This is a genomic window from Psychroserpens sp. S379A, from assembly GCF_049800755.1.
GTDB lineage: Bacteria > Bacteroidota > Bacteroidia > Flavobacteriales > Flavobacteriaceae > Psychroserpens.
The window spans coordinates 15,863-30,529 of the sequence record NZ_JBNAFQ010000009.1 but is presented as its reverse complement, the minus strand read 5'-3'; the positions used below and the strand labels follow the sequence as shown (position 1 = coordinate 30,529).

The window sequence follows — 14,667 nt, the reverse complement described above, 5'->3', positions numbered from 1 at the left end:
CGTTGTGTGCAATTTGGCTACGTTACCAAGATTTGGTATATTTGATTAAAATTAGAGTCTAAATGGGAAAAAACACATCAATATCACTCGGAAATCATTTTGAGGATTTTATCAGAGAAGAAGTAAATTCTGGAAGATATGGTTCAGTTAGCGAAGTAATTCGTTCTGCTTTACGTTTGTTAGAACGTGAAGAAAAAAAAGAAAGAGAACTGATTAAAGCTCTCGAAGTTGGGGAAAACAGTGGATTTGTTGAAAATTTTGACCCAAAACAACATCTGAAAGAATTACATAGTAAACACTTATGAGTAAAAACAAATATCGCATAAGCCAACAAGCGATTGAGGATTTAGATAAAATTTGGATTTATACTCTTAACAAGTGGTCTAAAGAACAAGCAGATAGATATTACGATTTAATAATAGCGGAAATTGAATTTATTGCGGACAACTATCTGATTGGAAAATCCGCAGAACAAACTCGAAAAAACTATCGAGTAACGAAAATCAAATCTCATCTGATTTTTTACAGAAAAGTAGATAATGAGATTGTGGAAATCGTTAGAGTTTTGCATCAGAGAATGAACATTAAAAAAAGGCTGAAATAAAAAAACTGCACACAACAACGTGTATAATTCATTGTTTGGTTCGTGTGTACTCGGAAAATTCCTGCGGAATTTTCCTCTGGTTTGGTTTCTTTTTGCTAACTTAGTCCTTGCCAACACAACGTAATCATACACAAACACGTTGTGCATAATAATCAAAGTGAGTACAAGCCAACAAAAAATAAGTAAATTAATAAGCTTTTGGCTTAGACATAAACCTCAAGATGGAAATATTCAACTTGATAAATTTGGTTGGGCAAAAATAGATGACATTTTAATTGCGTTAAGGTCAAATAATTTTGATTTTACATCAAGTCAATTGATAGAATTAAATAAGAGTTTTGATAAAATACGTTGGGAAATTGATTTGAAAAATCAGAAAATTAAAGCTACACATGGACATTCTGTTTCAATAGAGCAAGAACTGAATCCTGAAATTCCAAATGAAGTACTGTATCATGGAACTGCTTCAAAGAATCTTAGCGGAATTATAAAAAAAGGATTAATATCTGGACAAAGACAATACGTTCACTTATCAGAAAGCAAAAAAATGGCTCTGGAAGTTGGAAAAAGACATGGAAAACCATTCTTAATCGAAATAAACACAAAAGAATTAATTGAAAATGGTTGGGAATTTTTTAAAACTCAACAAAATGTTTGGCTGACATCCAATATTCCTGCAAAATATTTAGAATTTAATCCTTGGACTTTTAATGTTGATAAAAAACTGAATAAAACTATAAAGTCAGAACTAAAAAAAGAAATAAATAATTCTCATCAACTTTATGGAAAACTAAAAAAACTAGAATTACTTGGATTGCATAATCCAAATGATGATTGTCTTTTTAAGAATAATGATAATGATGAAGTTTATGTAATCCATCCTACTTGGAGTGGAAAAAAAGATAATGGAATTTGGCCTTCGACTCTGAAATATGAAAACTTAGAAAATTGGATTGAAACAAGATTAGTGCAAGACCATGAAGATTGGTATATGTAAAGTATTACTATGCACAACAGCGTGTATAATTCATTGTTCAATTTGTGTGTACTCGGAAAATTCCGCAGGAATTTTCCTCTGGTTTGGTTTCTTTTTGCTAACTTAGTCCTTGCCAACACAACGAAATCATACACAATCACGTTGTGTGTAAGTTTTTAAAAACAGTAATAAAATAATGACTTTTGAGCAAAAAAATTATTTGTAAACATATCGAGTGTAATACTGAAACTCATGATTATCTAGGATATTGTGAATATCACTATTCTGGTGGAGTTCTTGGAACTGGTGAAACATATGAGCAATACCAAGTAATAGAACAAGATTTTATTGATTTTATTAAGGTAGTTCCAATTAACGATGACGAACACTTAAAAGTTCACTCACCTGTTTTAAGAGATATAATTATTAGATGTTGTGTACAAATTGAGGTCTTCTTTAAAGAGTGGGCTAAATTCGAATGCTCAGAAAATAAAAATATAGATTTACTAAAACGTTACAATGAAGTAAATAAAAAAACAAATCAAATTAAAGGAGCTAGAAATTGGAATTTCAGAGATTACTTTTTTATTAAAGAAAAGTACTTACAAACTAGACCTTTGCATGTAAGACCAATGGAAACTGATATTGATTCATTTAAGTCATGGATAATTGAATCTGATTTACCTGAATGGTGGAATATTTATAACGCAATAAAACATGATGGTATTAACAGTAAAAAGAAAGCAAACTTAAACATTGCTCTTGAATCACTAGCTGCGTTATTTACTTTACATTGTTCTAATCGCTATTCAAGAAATTATTTGAAAGAGTTTTCGAACGCAAATATTTCTAATTCCTCAGGAAAACTCAGAGTTCGGTTTGGACAAATATCTAGTCCTTTAGATACTAAAAGGTATCTTTTCAAAGACGTATACAGTCATTTTGGAAGAGGTATTGAAATAGAAACTTCTAAAAAAAGTGAAAACAGAGCACGTGGCATAGGTAAAAGAGTATAACCTACACACAACACTGTATATAATTTATTGCTTGGTTCTAGCTTACTTACGAAAATCCTCGCGGATTTTCTATTCGGTTTTTATTTGTTAACTTAGTTGCTTAACCACGCAACAAACCATATACAAACACGTTACAACAAATTGCTCGGAAAATCGTAACTCCCAACAAAATAGTTGTTTAAATATCAAAATTATCGGATTCTTACTCTTGTCGAATTTCTTTTACATTAAACAAAACCATATCAATCAAAAAATGTTTTAAAATTCAACATGAATGGAATCTTACTCTTGCGGATTCCTTTAGCTTGTTTGCTGAATTAATCTTACATCAAAAAAAGTCAAACCAATTAAAAAATATTTTAAATTCAACATAAGTGGAATCTCACTCTTACGGAATTTAGCTAGTTTGCGGATTTGATTACTCAAACGCTAAATGCTACAAAGCGTTTTAAAAAACACTTTTCGCGATCAATCGTAAAAGCAAAACTAAAGTTTAGCTTTTCTCCTATTCTATTTCTGAAAACTTTACGGCAAAGCAAAACGTGATTACTCAACTCTTTCGCAAAATGTTGTAACACTGTGTATAATTCATTGTTCGATTTGTGTGTACTCGGAAAATTCCTGCGGAATTTTCCTCTGGTTCGTTTTATTTTTGCTAACTTAGTCCTTGCCAACACAACGTAATCATACACAAACTCGTTATGCACCATAACCAAAACCACTCATAAATGTCATATATCTCAACAGTATATCGAATATTAATTGCTTCACCATCTGACGTTTCAGAAGAAAGAGAAGTTACTACAAGATTAATTCAAAACTGGAACGATGTTAACTCGTTTGCAAAAAAAATTGTGCTACTTCCTTTGAAATGGGAAACACATTCATCACCTACTTATGATGTAAGGCCACAAGAAGCTATTAACAGACAACTTGTTGATAGTGCTGATTTAGTTATTGGTTTATTTTGGGCAAAAATTGGTTCTGAAACAGGAATTGAAATAAGCGGAACGATTGAGGAGATAAAAAGAGCTGCTAATAACGGAAAAGACGTTATGATATATTTCTCAAAAAGAGGAATTGACCCTTCTGAGATAAATATTGAACAACTTAAAGCTTTAAACGAATTCAAAAAGGAAGTTTATAAAAATTCATTAATAGAAAACTTTAGTTCTGTAATAGACTTTAGAGATAAATTGAATAGACAGTTAGAATATAAAATACGAGAACTTCAAAAAAACAATACGAAAGACAAGAAAAATCTGGATATATCATTTATTAACAAAGAAACAAATGAATTAGAGGATGATACTTTTATTATTGAGTCTGACCATATTGAAATTTCAAAAAAGCAAATCGATGAAATCCTAAAAAAATTACCAAATAAAAAGGATAGACATTGGGAAGATTATGAATTTAAATATGAGTTAGATGATTTTGTAGATAAAAATAATGCTATCCCTATTGTTCTAGGAGTCAAAAATACTGACAATATTATTCATAGCGACCTTCATATAGATTTGCAACTTAAAGTAAATATTAGTGAAACTATGAAAATTAGCTTAATTGGTGCTAAAGACCAAGGAATGAATAATCGTCTATTGAATGGGAGATTAAAATCAGAAGATGAAAAAAAGATTTTCTCACTTTTTAATGAGACACTAGAAAAAATTGATTCTAAAACAATGAATATATATACTGAATCAATATCAGTATTACCTAATAAAACAAAATGTGTCAAACCTATCATTTTAATAAATCCAACAAAAGATATAGATATTACATTTAACATAAAACTTTTATCAAATAGCTTACTTGAGTCTATTGAGAAAAAACTGAATCTAAAAATAAAGCTAAAGAAGCGAAATTTAAAAGCTGAAGAAATTAAAGATATTATTGAACAAATTTCAGATGTGCCTTTTTAAAATAACGGTGCATAACACCGTATATAATTTATTGCCGGTTCTAGCCTACTTACGAAAATCCTCGCGGATTTTCTATTCGGTTTGTATTTGCTAAATTAGTTGCTTGAAACACGCAACAAACCATATACAAACACGTTACCAACAAGCTGAAAAAAATTATGTGCCAATTCAACTTTTTAGTTATAAAAGAGAAATCTAACAATTCAGAAATCAAGGAAATTGCTTCTGAATTCGGATTGAATTACGCAGAATATACTTTGGACATACCAAATTCTAATGAAATTCGGACTTTCTTAACGACAACTAAAGATTGCGATTGTGGTTCTGTTTTAGGAAAAAAATATTCGAACGATTCATCACAACCTGACTGGAAAAAAGAAAAGAAAAAACTCGAAAGAAAACGATTCTCAAAACGTCGAATTGAATTGCTTCTGGAACAAAAACGAAAAGAATTTACCGAAAAAAACTCTAGCGAATTAAAAGTGGAAAACAAAGAGGCGAAAAAATGGACCGAATTTCTGACTGACAAACGACTGAAAAGCAAACTGAACGAAATCGGAATTTTTTACCACAAATTTTCTGGCGAATTACAAAAAGAACGAATAAAAATAGAAAACGGACAAACGAATGCAGCGGAAAATATTGACGCTGACTTTTTAAAGAATATTAAGGAAAACGAATTAAATTGGATTAAACTCTGATAAAAGCCAGTTGGTAACACCGTGTATAATTAATTGCGGCTGAATTTCCTATCGGAAATTCAATCTTATTAATTATCTTTCGGTTACGGCGGAAAATGACTCGCGTCCTTTCCCGCAACTAATCATACACAAACACGTTATATGCAAGCTTTGGAAAGCGACGAACGCGCATCAATGAAATACTCTAGATCTTTATTAACTTCCATTTTATTCCTAACTGTATTTATCTCATGTAAAGAATCAGAACATGAAAATTTAATCTTAAAATGTTATAAAAAAGAAGCGAAGAAAAAGAATACTGATTTTAAAATTTCCAATTTAATATTCATTGAGAAACAAATTGTAGGAGAAGAGTATTATCGAAATTTAATAATTGATGACTTCAATTCTATTATAATGGATAGCGAAAATATGATTAAGTTGAATGAGGAAAATATTCAATTATACAAGAAACGCATTGAGGAAATAAAGAAGGAAACAAAGGTAAATTATTCAGAAGAAGTTGATAATTTCAAAATTGGAGAGGCTAAAGAGAATATTAAAATATAATATAGTCAATTATAAAAAGGAATTAAGAAAATTTAAGCAGGAAACTGATTCATCAAAATCAGAGCAAACGTTTACTGTTTTGAGACATTACATTAACGCTGATTTTGATGGTCGAACAATAAATGATACAATAGATTGCATATTCAATTCGGACATGAAGTTTTTGGAATTTAATCCTGACTTTTTAAATATTAATTTATAATCATATCATAAATGACATTAAATGAATTAGTTCAAAGAAGAATGTTTCTATTAACAGTCTTATTATTTGTATTTATAGGTTACTTTGGCGGAATTTCAAATGTTGGAATAAATAAAACCGTTGGTTGGGCTTGGGATATAACAAGTTGGCTATATTTTATAAGAGTTTATTTTATTCCAATTTTTATAATAGGATATGGAATATTGGCATTAATGAAATATTCAACACATAGAAATCTTTCTATTTTTCATCTGATTTTAATTACTTTAACTCTTATTTTGGATGATATGGTTTCATTAACTTTAAGCATAGTAATTATTCTGAATCTAATTTCACTTTTAACTTTCTTAACCAATTTCATATGGTCAATCAGAAATAGAAATTCTAAGTTAAAGTGATAAGCCAGCATATAACAACGTTTATAATTAATTGCGACTGAATTTCCCTATCGGAAATTCAATCTTATTAATTATCTTTAGTCCTTAACGGAAAATGACTCACGTCTTTTTCCGCAACTAATCATAAACGAACACGTTGGCAGTCATTATTACCTTACTCATATCAATAAATGAAAATATTAAAAAAAATTCTTACAAACATTTTTGTCATTACCTTTTTAAGTTGTGAAAAACCAAAAGCTGATAATTATATTATTCAAGATGATATGATATTGGAATTTCGAACATTTGGAAGAAATGAAAATCACATTCTAAAGCTATTTGAAAAGGGATCTGAAGAATTTGACAAACTAAAATCTTTAATAAATAACATCAAAGACTTTAAAGAAAATGACTATTCTACTATTTATCCAAATTATGTAATTCTGGGAAAGGATTTGAAAATTTTAATCGATGTTAGAAAAATAAAAATTGAATATAGAGATTATGACAATACAATTAAAAAATTATCAAAAGACATAAGTTCTGATGAATTTCTCAAATTTCGGTTTTTAATTCAATCAAATAATTGGATTACTGATTATGGTAATATTTATGGTAGTGGAAAGTTCAAAACTGATAAATATACTTTTTGTGGTTTAGTTCCTCATGAAGAAGAATATCGATACAAAGTTGGAAATTGGAAATTTTGGAATATTGATAGAGAACTTATTGCAGAAGGAGAATTTGAAATAGACAGTGCTTTAGCTTTAGGTCGTGGAGGTTGTGAATACATGGTTAAAGTTTCCAAAGTAAAAAATGGAAAATGGAAATTCTTTGACGAAAACGAAAAGGAAACAAAGGGAACAATAGAACAGATATTTAAAATAGAAAACGCAGAATAACAACGTCTGCCAACAACGTGTATAATTCATTGCTAGTACTCGCCTACTTACGAAAATCCTCGCGGATTTTCTATTCAGTTTGTATTTGCTAATTTAGTTGCTGAAAAACGCAACGAAATCATACACAAACACGTTGGCAAACATATGAAGAAAAACGACATTTTATACCTAATAATTTTGTGCTTTACGATGATAAGTTGTGCCAATTTATCTGAAAAAGAAAAAAAGGCTCAAGAATATATGGAGCAAATTGCTCTTAATACCAACAAGATGTTGAATCTGCCAACAAAAGTTGATGAATTCACTTTTGCGGAAAAAGTAAGATTTGACAAAAAGACAAACACGATTATTTATAGTTATGTAATTGACAAAAATGATTATGGTTCTGATACAGAATTTAAAAACACTTTTAAACAAATAGAAAGTGAACAAATAAAAAGAGCAATAGAAAATCAAGGAAAAAATCCGAATTACAAAACATTAGGAATTGTAATAAAGTCAATTTATAAAAATAAAGGAAATGACATTTTATACAGTTTTGATATAAATCCAAAAGATTACATTAAAACTGAACTTCAAAAATCAAATATTGAGAATAATAAAAATTTAGTCAACTCATTTTCAGACAACGCTTTTCAAGTAAATTTTAATCAAGGCATAAATTTTACATTTGTAGAAAAACGTAATAAAGACAACAAGAAATGGGATTATATAACAAATGACTCAATAACCACTACAATTTTAAATCTAAAAACAGATATTGGCAATCCATTTGGAGAAATAATAGAAAAATCAGAAATATCTATTGAGATAGTTTTAGAATATAGAGCAGGAATAATAAAATTTCAATCAAAAAAATATCGTGATTATCTATCTGTTTCAGACAAACTAAAAGACTTTAACGTAACTGATTTTTTCAAAGGCAAAACAACAAGTTTGGAAGAACTTCAAAAATACGCAGATTACCTTGATGTAATTAGAACTTATGTTGTAGAGGACAAGTCCAATCAAAACCAGGTTGAACAAAATGAAAAAGACAAAAAATCGATTACTCAAAATACATATAAGTATTCAAATAGCGATTTGAAAAGACTGGAAAAAAATCTTGAAGAATTTGAAGTCTATTTTGACAATAACGAACAATACAATTACTTTATTGATTTAGCTAAAGATACATTTAGTCCGAATTTGATTAATTCAAAAAGTCATTTCTCTTTAAGGTTATTTAATGACTTTGATAAAATTGAAGATACGAATGATATAAAACAAATTCCAACTATAAATAAATTCGAGGCAGAAAATGCAGAAGTAAATATCTATTTAACTGCATCTAACACGAACGGTTTTAATTTTAATGATTTAGTCAAAACAATAAATATTAAAGACAAATGGAACAAACATTTTGTGAAATTTAAAAAGCACGAAAACTAAAAGAATAAATACGATTTGCCAACAACGTGTATGGTTAATAGTGTTTAATCAAAATTCGCGGATTTCTAGCGAAATCCCGTAACTCTTAAATCCTTTTTAACTAACTTGGTCTACAACACTACAAACCATACACAACACGTTGTGCATAATGCGGAAAATCGTTCTAAATATCAACATTTGAACAAAAAAAGCCAACCGCACAAACAGCACATTTATTTTTTCCAGCCACAAAAGCCGACGCTTAAAAAAATAAAAGAGCTGTTTTTATCCAACGCTCAAAACGGAACGCAAAACATAATTAAGAAATAACTTTGCAATACCATTGCATAGAAATTTATTTATCTTTGAGCCAATGAAATTTGTTACTATCATATTATCATTATTAATATTTGTTTTGTCAATCAAACCTTGTTCTGACGGAAATAATGCCGAAGACCTACACCAAGACGAAATAACTGCTAAACACAATCATCAAAATGATAGTGATGATACTTGTCCAATAACTTGTATTTGTAATTGTTGTGGAATCGCAATTACATATCAACCAATTCAAACTTTTGAATTAGGTATTAACAACCAAATTTCTACAGAAATACAATCTGTTTATCAATCAATCTACAGGTTTAATTATCATTCCAATATCTGGCAACCGCCACAATTGATTAGCTAAATTATCGACCAAAAGTCAAAAATTTTTAGTTAATTAATTTTTACATTTTCAATGAACAAATACATATTGAGCATAATGCTCACAATTATATCGTGCTATTATTTAATGGCACAAACCACTGATATCCAAATAAAAGTCCTTTCAGAATCCGAAAACGAACCTTTATTTGGAGCAACTGTATATTTTGAGGAATTAGAAAAAGGAGCAGTAACCGATTTTGACGGAATCGCAACATTTATAGAAATTCCAAACGGAGAACATAGTATCATAATTTCATATTTGGGATATGAAACCTTAAAAACTACTATTCAAATTCCAAATAATTCCAATTTAGTTTTCAAATTAAGAAGTGGTGCAAATGAATTGGACGAAGTTGTATTACAATCTTCAAGAAGTACAAGAACTGTAAAGAAAATCCCGACAAGAATAGAATTCATTGGTGTAGAGGAATTAGGCGAAAAAGCCATAATGAACCCAACTAATATTTCGATGGTACTTCGTGAAAGCACAGGAATTCAAATGCAACAAACCTCTTTAAGTAGCGGAAATACAAATATTAGAATTCAAGGACTTGATGGACGCTACACGCAACTTTTAAGAGATGGTTTTCCATTATATGGAGGTTTTTCAAGCGGTTTGAGTATCCTACAAATTCCACCTTTGGACTTGCAACAATTTGAAATTATTAAAGGAAGTTCATCAACCCTTTATGGTGGTGGAGCCATTGCAGGTTTAGTAAATATGGTTTCAAAAACACCTGACGAAGAACCAACTTTAGATATTATGCTAACGCAAACCCAAGCGTTAGGAAGTACAGCTAATGTGTTTTATAGCAAACGAAATGAGAAATTTGGTGTTTCGCTATATGGCTCTGGTCATTATCAAAAGGCTTACGACCCAGAAGATGATGAATTTAGTAATTTGCCAAAAACAACTTCTATTTCATTCAACCCTAAATTCTTTTATTATCCATCAGAAAAAACAACTTTTTGGATTGGTTTAAATGGAACGTATGATGACAGAATTGGTGGAGATATCACAAAAATTGAAAATGGTGAAAACGGAATCCATCAATATACAGAAGAAAACATCTCAAAGAGATTAAGCAGTCAAGCAGTTTATAAAACACAAATAGATTCAATAAGCTCTTTAAACATAAAAAATAGTGTTTCCTTTTTTGATAGAAACCATACTATTCCAGATTTTAATTTTGACGGTAAGCAAATCAACACATTTACAGAAGTTACCTATCAAAGAGCAACTTCAAAAGCTGATTGGATTTTTGGAGCAAATTTATATACTTCAAACTTTGATGAGAATGATAATGCAACTTTACAACGTGACCAAAAAGACATCACTTATGGAATGTTTGCAAACAACATTTATGACCTTTCAGAAAATTGGATTTTAGAAACTGGATTGAGAGCAGATTACAACACAGACTTTGGATTTTTTCCACTTCCAAGAATTTCATTATTGTATAAAAATGACAATGGGTTTTCTAGCAGAATTGGTGGTGGTTTGGGTTACAAAATACCTGATGTTTTTACAGAAGAAGCCGAATTTATTAATTTTGAAAATGTACTTGGCATTGATAAATCTTCAATTGAGGCAGAACGTTCTTTTGGTTTAAATCTTGATTTTAATTATCAAACACGTTTAACTGACGAGATTGGTTTTTCTGTAAATCAATTATTCTATGTTACTGCAATAAACAACGGTTTATTATTAAATAGTACAGATACTGGTTTGTTTGCATTTGAAAATGCAACCGATGAAATTTTGAGCAAAGGAGCAGAAACAAACATGAAGTTTACCTACAAAGACTTTAGATGGTTTTTAAATTATGCGTTTATTGATACCAACCTAAATTATTTACCAGGTAATCCACAAAAACCTTTAACAACAAAGCATAACGCAGGAAGTGTGCTAATGTACGAATCTGAAAAATGGAGAATTGGTTATGAAACATTTTATACTGGAAAGCAATTTTTATCAAACGGAACTGAAACAACAGATTTTGTAACAATGGGATTATTGTTAATGCGAAACTTCAAGTTTTGTAGTGCTTTTGTAAATTTTGAAAATTTCACAGATAGAAGACAAAGTAGGTTCTCACCATTGGTTTTACCACCACACGAAAATCCAGAATTTCCCGAAATATATGCACCAACAGATGGATTTATATTTAGCGTAGGCATTATAATTAAACCATTTGGAAACGAAGACCACAATTAATTATGCAAACAATAGAAAACTTATTAGAATCTAAAAATATTCGTGTAACAGCAATGCGTTTGTTAATCTACAAGTTCCTTTCAGAAAAGCAAATTGCTGTTACACTAAGCGATATAGAAAATGCTTTTGATAAAGCAGATAGAACAACTTTGTACAGAACCGTCAAAACATTTGAGGAAAAAGATATTGTACATCAAATAGATGATGGCACAGGAATTACAAAATATGCTTTGTGTGTAAAGGGTTGTAATTGCGAAATTGAAACTGATTTACATTTGCATTTTCATTGTAACAATTGTAATGAAACCATTTGTTTAACAGAACATAAAATTCCTCAAATAAAAGTACCTAATGGTTTCGTTTCAGAAAACGTAAACTTGGTTGTGAAAGGAATTTGTGATAAATGTAGTGGTCAATAATTGCAATTCCATTGCATTGATATTTAGAACACTTTTGTAGCAAATTAGAAACTATGTTATTATTTACTTATCTGATATTATATTTTTTATTGGTATTTGTATTAAGGTCTATTTTACTTTGGAGAAAAACAGGAATAAATTCGCTAACGTTTAAAAAGACAGATAATGCTCATGACTATAATGGTAAGGTTTTTATATTTATTACAATCTTTGAGCTTGTTGTTGTTGGAATCTATGCTTTTAAAAATGAGTGGTACGAATATTTACTTCCTATTTGGTATTTAGAAAATCCCTTTTTACAAAAGATTGGTTGGACACTTTTGGTTATATCATTAATTGTAGTATGGATTTCTCAAAGCCAAATGGCAAATTCTTGGAGAATTGGAATTGATGAAAATAACAAAACCAAATTAGTAACTAATGGAATGTTTTCAATTTCAAGAAACCCAATATTTTTAGGTATTATGATTGCGAATATTGGGTTATTTCTTGTAATTCCCAATACATTTACTTTACTCATAACCTCATTATCTACGTTAAGCATGAATACACAAATAAGATTAGAGGAAGAGTTTTTAAAACGTGAATTTGGAAATGAATATATACAATACGCGGAAAAAGTGAGAAGATGGATTTAAACTAAAGACACAGAATTGCCAACGTTCAAAACCATACACATTTCCAGTCGCATCAACCACACTTCACCCAAACTGTAAAAGAGTATGTCTTGCCAACGCTCACTTCTGAACAAAATAACAAATATCGGAAAACCAAGCTGAACGGGAAAAGCACTATGCACAACAACGTGTATGGTTAATGCGTACTTGTTGTTTAATTAGAAGAAATTATCCTACAATTTGTATATTTATATAATCGGAAAACCAGCAAGGTAAGCCTCGCTATTTTACTCCAGCGGATTTTTCGCCAGTTGTAAACAACTTGGCTCACCCAAGCTAAAAATAGCTTCGGCTCAATCCGCACTAACCATACACAAATGCGTTGTAAAACATTTAGAAGAAACATTGAATACTCAAGAAAATAACAACAAACCATTTGACATTGAAGGAGAAGTTTATCTTCCAGCTTGGAAAGGATTTCAAAGCAGAAAAGGTATTTATGGATCAAAAGACTCATCTGCTGAAACTGATTGTGTTTTTGATTATGTTGTTGGAGGTGATTCAACTTTAATTTTGGATAAACCCAAAGATTATCAATATAATGCATATAATTATGTAATTGAAAATCAAGAAACAATTAAGGAAATAATACTCGTCGCTCTATTGAAAAAATACCCTGAAATTCAAAACACTTATGACTATGAGCCTGATGAAAAAGAAGAAATAATGCCAGATATCTCAAATATCAATGAGTTTAAAACGTTAATTGGATTATCTAGATTACATTTTGTAAATGTCCATAAAGACAATGTTGGTTATGTAGGTTTTGAATTTGGTTGTGAATGGGATGACGAACACGGATTAGGTATAATGACTTACATGGACCGAGTTATAAAAATAGGTGGTGCTGATTGTTCATTTCTGCAATGGGTTGCAGAAGAAGATTTATCTGAAAAAGAACTGGAAGTTCTTGAAAAAGAACAAAACTTGGAATTTAAAAAACAACAAGAGGAAAAGATACGATTGGAAGAGGATTTTATTAATAATAAAGTGATAAAACCCTATAAAGAAAAGAAAACCCATTGGTGGAAGTTTTGGAAATAAAACGTTTTACAACAACGTGTATAATTCATTGTTCGATTTGTGTGTACTCGAAAAATTCCTGCGGAATTTTCCTCTGGTTTGTTTTCTTTTTGTTAACTTAGTCCTAGCCAACACAACGTAATCATACACAATCACGTTGTGTGCAAGCTGAAAAATGAACTACGAAAGGAACAAAATAGAACTTGAAGAAAATGGATTTTCCGTTTTAGCTGACTTGTATTCGGACAAAGAAATAAGTGAAATTTTAGCTTGTATCGAAAATACTGAACAGGACGGAAATTCGTTTATGAAAACAAAGGATTTATTTGCGATTAGACAATTAATCAAAAATGTACCTGAATTGAGTGACTTGCTGTTTAACGAAAAGCTGATTGAATTAATTTCCGAACTTTCCCAATCTGAATATTTTCTGACCAAAGCAATCTATTTTGACAAACCAAGCGAATCGAATTGGTTTGTTGCTTATCATCAAGATTTGAGCATTTCGGTTGACAAAAAAACGGAATTGGAAAATTATACAAATTGGACTTTTAAAAAAGGTCAATACGGAGTTCAACCACCAATTGAGGTTTTGGAAGACACGATAACAATCCGAATTCATTTAGACAAAACGGACAAAAATAACGGAGCTCTAAAAGTAATTTCTAAATCGCATCTCAAAGGAATAATTCGAGCTGAATCAAAAGATTGGAATTTAGAAAATGAATTTATCTGTGAAGTCGAAAAAGGCGGAGCAATGTTAATGAAACCTTTGACTTTACACGCTTCGAACAGAACAACAAACGGAAAGAAAAGACGAGTAATACATTTAGAATTTAATAATTATAATCTGACTAAACCGCTGAATTGGTTAGAACATTATGGAATAAAAAAGCCAGCACACAACAATGTATAACCGCAATTACGGCGGATTCGACTACGTCCGAATCCACT

At 30.1% G+C, this 14,667-nt stretch carries 16 protein-coding genes; all 16 read left to right on the top strand.

Annotated elements, in window-relative coordinates; all coding sequences use genetic code 11:
- The first annotated feature begins 62 nt into the window (after positions 1 to 62).
- The 16 genes from ACP15M_RS14265 (at position 63) to ACP15M_RS14190 (ending at position 14,629) form a co-directional block, all read left to right on the top strand.
- On the top strand, positions 63 to 305 hold the full coding sequence (locus ACP15M_RS14265) for a type II toxin-antitoxin system ParD family antitoxin (RefSeq protein WP_425077875.1): 243 nt from the start codon (positions 63 to 65) through the stop codon (positions 303 to 305).
- Entirely contained in the window at positions 302 to 604 is a 303-nt protein-coding gene (locus ACP15M_RS14260; RefSeq protein ID WP_425077874.1) for a type II toxin-antitoxin system RelE/ParE family toxin, read from the top strand. The genes ACP15M_RS14265 and ACP15M_RS14260 overlap by 4 nt, the downstream gene beginning before the upstream one ends.
- Positions 605 to 761: 157 nt before the next feature.
- A complete protein-coding gene (locus tag ACP15M_RS14255; RefSeq protein WP_425077873.1) occupies positions 762 to 1,601 on the top strand; it encodes an RNA 2'-phosphotransferase in 840 nt (279 codons plus the stop codon).
- Between the two features lie 182 nt (positions 1,602 to 1,783).
- Complete coding sequence (locus ACP15M_RS14250; RefSeq protein ID WP_425077872.1) at positions 1,784 to 2,596, top strand: hypothetical protein; 813 nt, start codon at positions 1,784 to 1,786, stop codon at positions 2,594 to 2,596.
- Positions 2,597 to 3,324: 728 nt separating this feature from the next.
- Positions 3,325 to 4,521: a hypothetical protein gene (locus tag ACP15M_RS14245; RefSeq protein ID WP_425077871.1), complete on the top strand. Its 1,197-nt coding sequence runs from the start codon at positions 3,325 to 3,327 to the stop codon at positions 4,519 to 4,521.
- 158 nt (positions 4,522 to 4,679) lie between these two features.
- Positions 4,680 to 5,222 (top strand): hypothetical protein, encoded by a 543-nt coding sequence (locus tag ACP15M_RS14240; RefSeq protein ID WP_425077870.1) that lies wholly within the window; start codon positions 4,680 to 4,682, stop codon positions 5,220 to 5,222.
- Positions 5,223 to 5,363: 141 nt separating this feature from the next.
- Positions 5,364 to 5,771 carry a hypothetical protein gene (locus ACP15M_RS14235; protein WP_425077869.1) on the top strand — a complete coding sequence of 136 codons (408 nt, stop codon included), beginning with the start codon at positions 5,364 to 5,366 and terminating at the stop codon, positions 5,769 to 5,771.
- 213 nt (positions 5,772 to 5,984) lie between these two features.
- Positions 5,985 to 6,371: a hypothetical protein gene (locus tag ACP15M_RS14230; RefSeq protein ID WP_425077868.1), complete on the top strand. Its 387-nt coding sequence runs from the start codon at positions 5,985 to 5,987 to the stop codon at positions 6,369 to 6,371.
- 170 nt (positions 6,372 to 6,541) lie between these two features.
- Positions 6,542 to 7,255 carry a hypothetical protein gene (locus tag ACP15M_RS14225; protein ID WP_425077867.1) on the top strand — a complete coding sequence of 238 codons (714 nt, stop codon included), beginning with the start codon at positions 6,542 to 6,544 and terminating at the stop codon, positions 7,253 to 7,255.
- A gap of 144 nt (positions 7,256 to 7,399) precedes the next feature.
- Positions 7,400 to 8,686, top strand: coding sequence for a hypothetical protein (locus ACP15M_RS14220; RefSeq protein ID WP_425077866.1), 1,287 nt, complete (start codon positions 7,400 to 7,402; stop codon positions 8,684 to 8,686).
- Between the two features lie 352 nt (positions 8,687 to 9,038).
- Entirely contained in the window at positions 9,039 to 9,356 is a 318-nt protein-coding gene (locus ACP15M_RS14215) for a DUF6660 family protein (RefSeq protein ID WP_425077865.1), read from the top strand.
- 75 nt (positions 9,357 to 9,431) lie between these two features.
- On the top strand, positions 9,432 to 11,594 hold the full coding sequence (locus ACP15M_RS14210) for a TonB-dependent receptor (protein ID WP_425077864.1): 2,163 nt from the start codon (positions 9,432 to 9,434) through the stop codon (positions 11,592 to 11,594).
- 2 nt (positions 11,595 to 11,596) lie between these two features.
- Positions 11,597 to 12,013 (top strand): Fur family transcriptional regulator, encoded by a 417-nt coding sequence (locus ACP15M_RS14205; protein ID WP_425077863.1) that lies wholly within the window; start codon positions 11,597 to 11,599, stop codon positions 12,011 to 12,013.
- 53 nt (positions 12,014 to 12,066) lie between these two features.
- Positions 12,067 to 12,651 (top strand): methyltransferase family protein, encoded by a 585-nt coding sequence (locus ACP15M_RS14200; protein WP_425077862.1) that lies wholly within the window; start codon positions 12,067 to 12,069, stop codon positions 12,649 to 12,651.
- 384 nt (positions 12,652 to 13,035) lie between these two features.
- Positions 13,036 to 13,734: a DUF6985 domain-containing protein gene (locus ACP15M_RS14195; RefSeq protein WP_425077861.1), complete on the top strand. Its 699-nt coding sequence runs from the start codon at positions 13,036 to 13,038 to the stop codon at positions 13,732 to 13,734.
- Between the two features lie 154 nt (positions 13,735 to 13,888).
- Entirely contained in the window at positions 13,889 to 14,629 is a 741-nt protein-coding gene (locus ACP15M_RS14190; protein WP_425077860.1) for a phytanoyl-CoA dioxygenase family protein, read from the top strand.
- The last annotated feature ends 38 nt before the right edge of the window (positions 14,630 to 14,667 follow it).

What these genes read in the sequence shown, in the direction of transcription:
- ACP15M_RS14265 (WP_425077875.1), top strand. Translation starts at nt 63, where the DNA reads ATGGGAAAAAACACATCAATATCACTCGGAAATCATTTTGAGGATTTT.
- ACP15M_RS14260 (WP_425077874.1), top strand. Translation starts at nt 302, where the DNA reads ATGAGTAAAAACAAATATCGCATAAGCCAACAAGCGATTGAGGATTTA.
- ACP15M_RS14245 (WP_425077871.1), top strand. Translation starts at nt 3,325, where the DNA reads ATGTCATATATCTCAACAGTATATCGAATATTAATTGCTTCACCATCT.
- ACP15M_RS14240 (WP_425077870.1), top strand. Translation starts at nt 4,680, where the DNA reads ATGTGCCAATTCAACTTTTTAGTTATAAAAGAGAAATCTAACAATTCA.
- ACP15M_RS14235 (WP_425077869.1), top strand. Translation starts at nt 5,364, where the DNA reads ATGCAAGCTTTGGAAAGCGACGAACGCGCATCAATGAAATACTCTAGA.
- ACP15M_RS14230 (WP_425077868.1), top strand. Translation starts at nt 5,985, where the DNA reads ATGACATTAAATGAATTAGTTCAAAGAAGAATGTTTCTATTAACAGTC.
- ACP15M_RS14225 (WP_425077867.1), top strand. Translation starts at nt 6,542, where the DNA reads ATGAAAATATTAAAAAAAATTCTTACAAACATTTTTGTCATTACCTTT.
- ACP15M_RS14220 (WP_425077866.1), top strand. Translation starts at nt 7,400, where the DNA reads ATGAAGAAAAACGACATTTTATACCTAATAATTTTGTGCTTTACGATG.
- ACP15M_RS14215 (WP_425077865.1), top strand. Translation starts at nt 9,039, where the DNA reads ATGAAATTTGTTACTATCATATTATCATTATTAATATTTGTTTTGTCA.
- ACP15M_RS14210 (WP_425077864.1), top strand. Translation starts at nt 9,432, where the DNA reads ATGCTCACAATTATATCGTGCTATTATTTAATGGCACAAACCACTGAT.
- ACP15M_RS14205 (WP_425077863.1), top strand. Translation starts at nt 11,597, where the DNA reads ATGCAAACAATAGAAAACTTATTAGAATCTAAAAATATTCGTGTAACA.
- ACP15M_RS14200 (WP_425077862.1), top strand. Translation starts at nt 12,067, where the DNA reads ATGTTATTATTTACTTATCTGATATTATATTTTTTATTGGTATTTGTA.
- ACP15M_RS14190 (WP_425077860.1), top strand. Translation starts at nt 13,889, where the DNA reads ATGAACTACGAAAGGAACAAAATAGAACTTGAAGAAAATGGATTTTCC.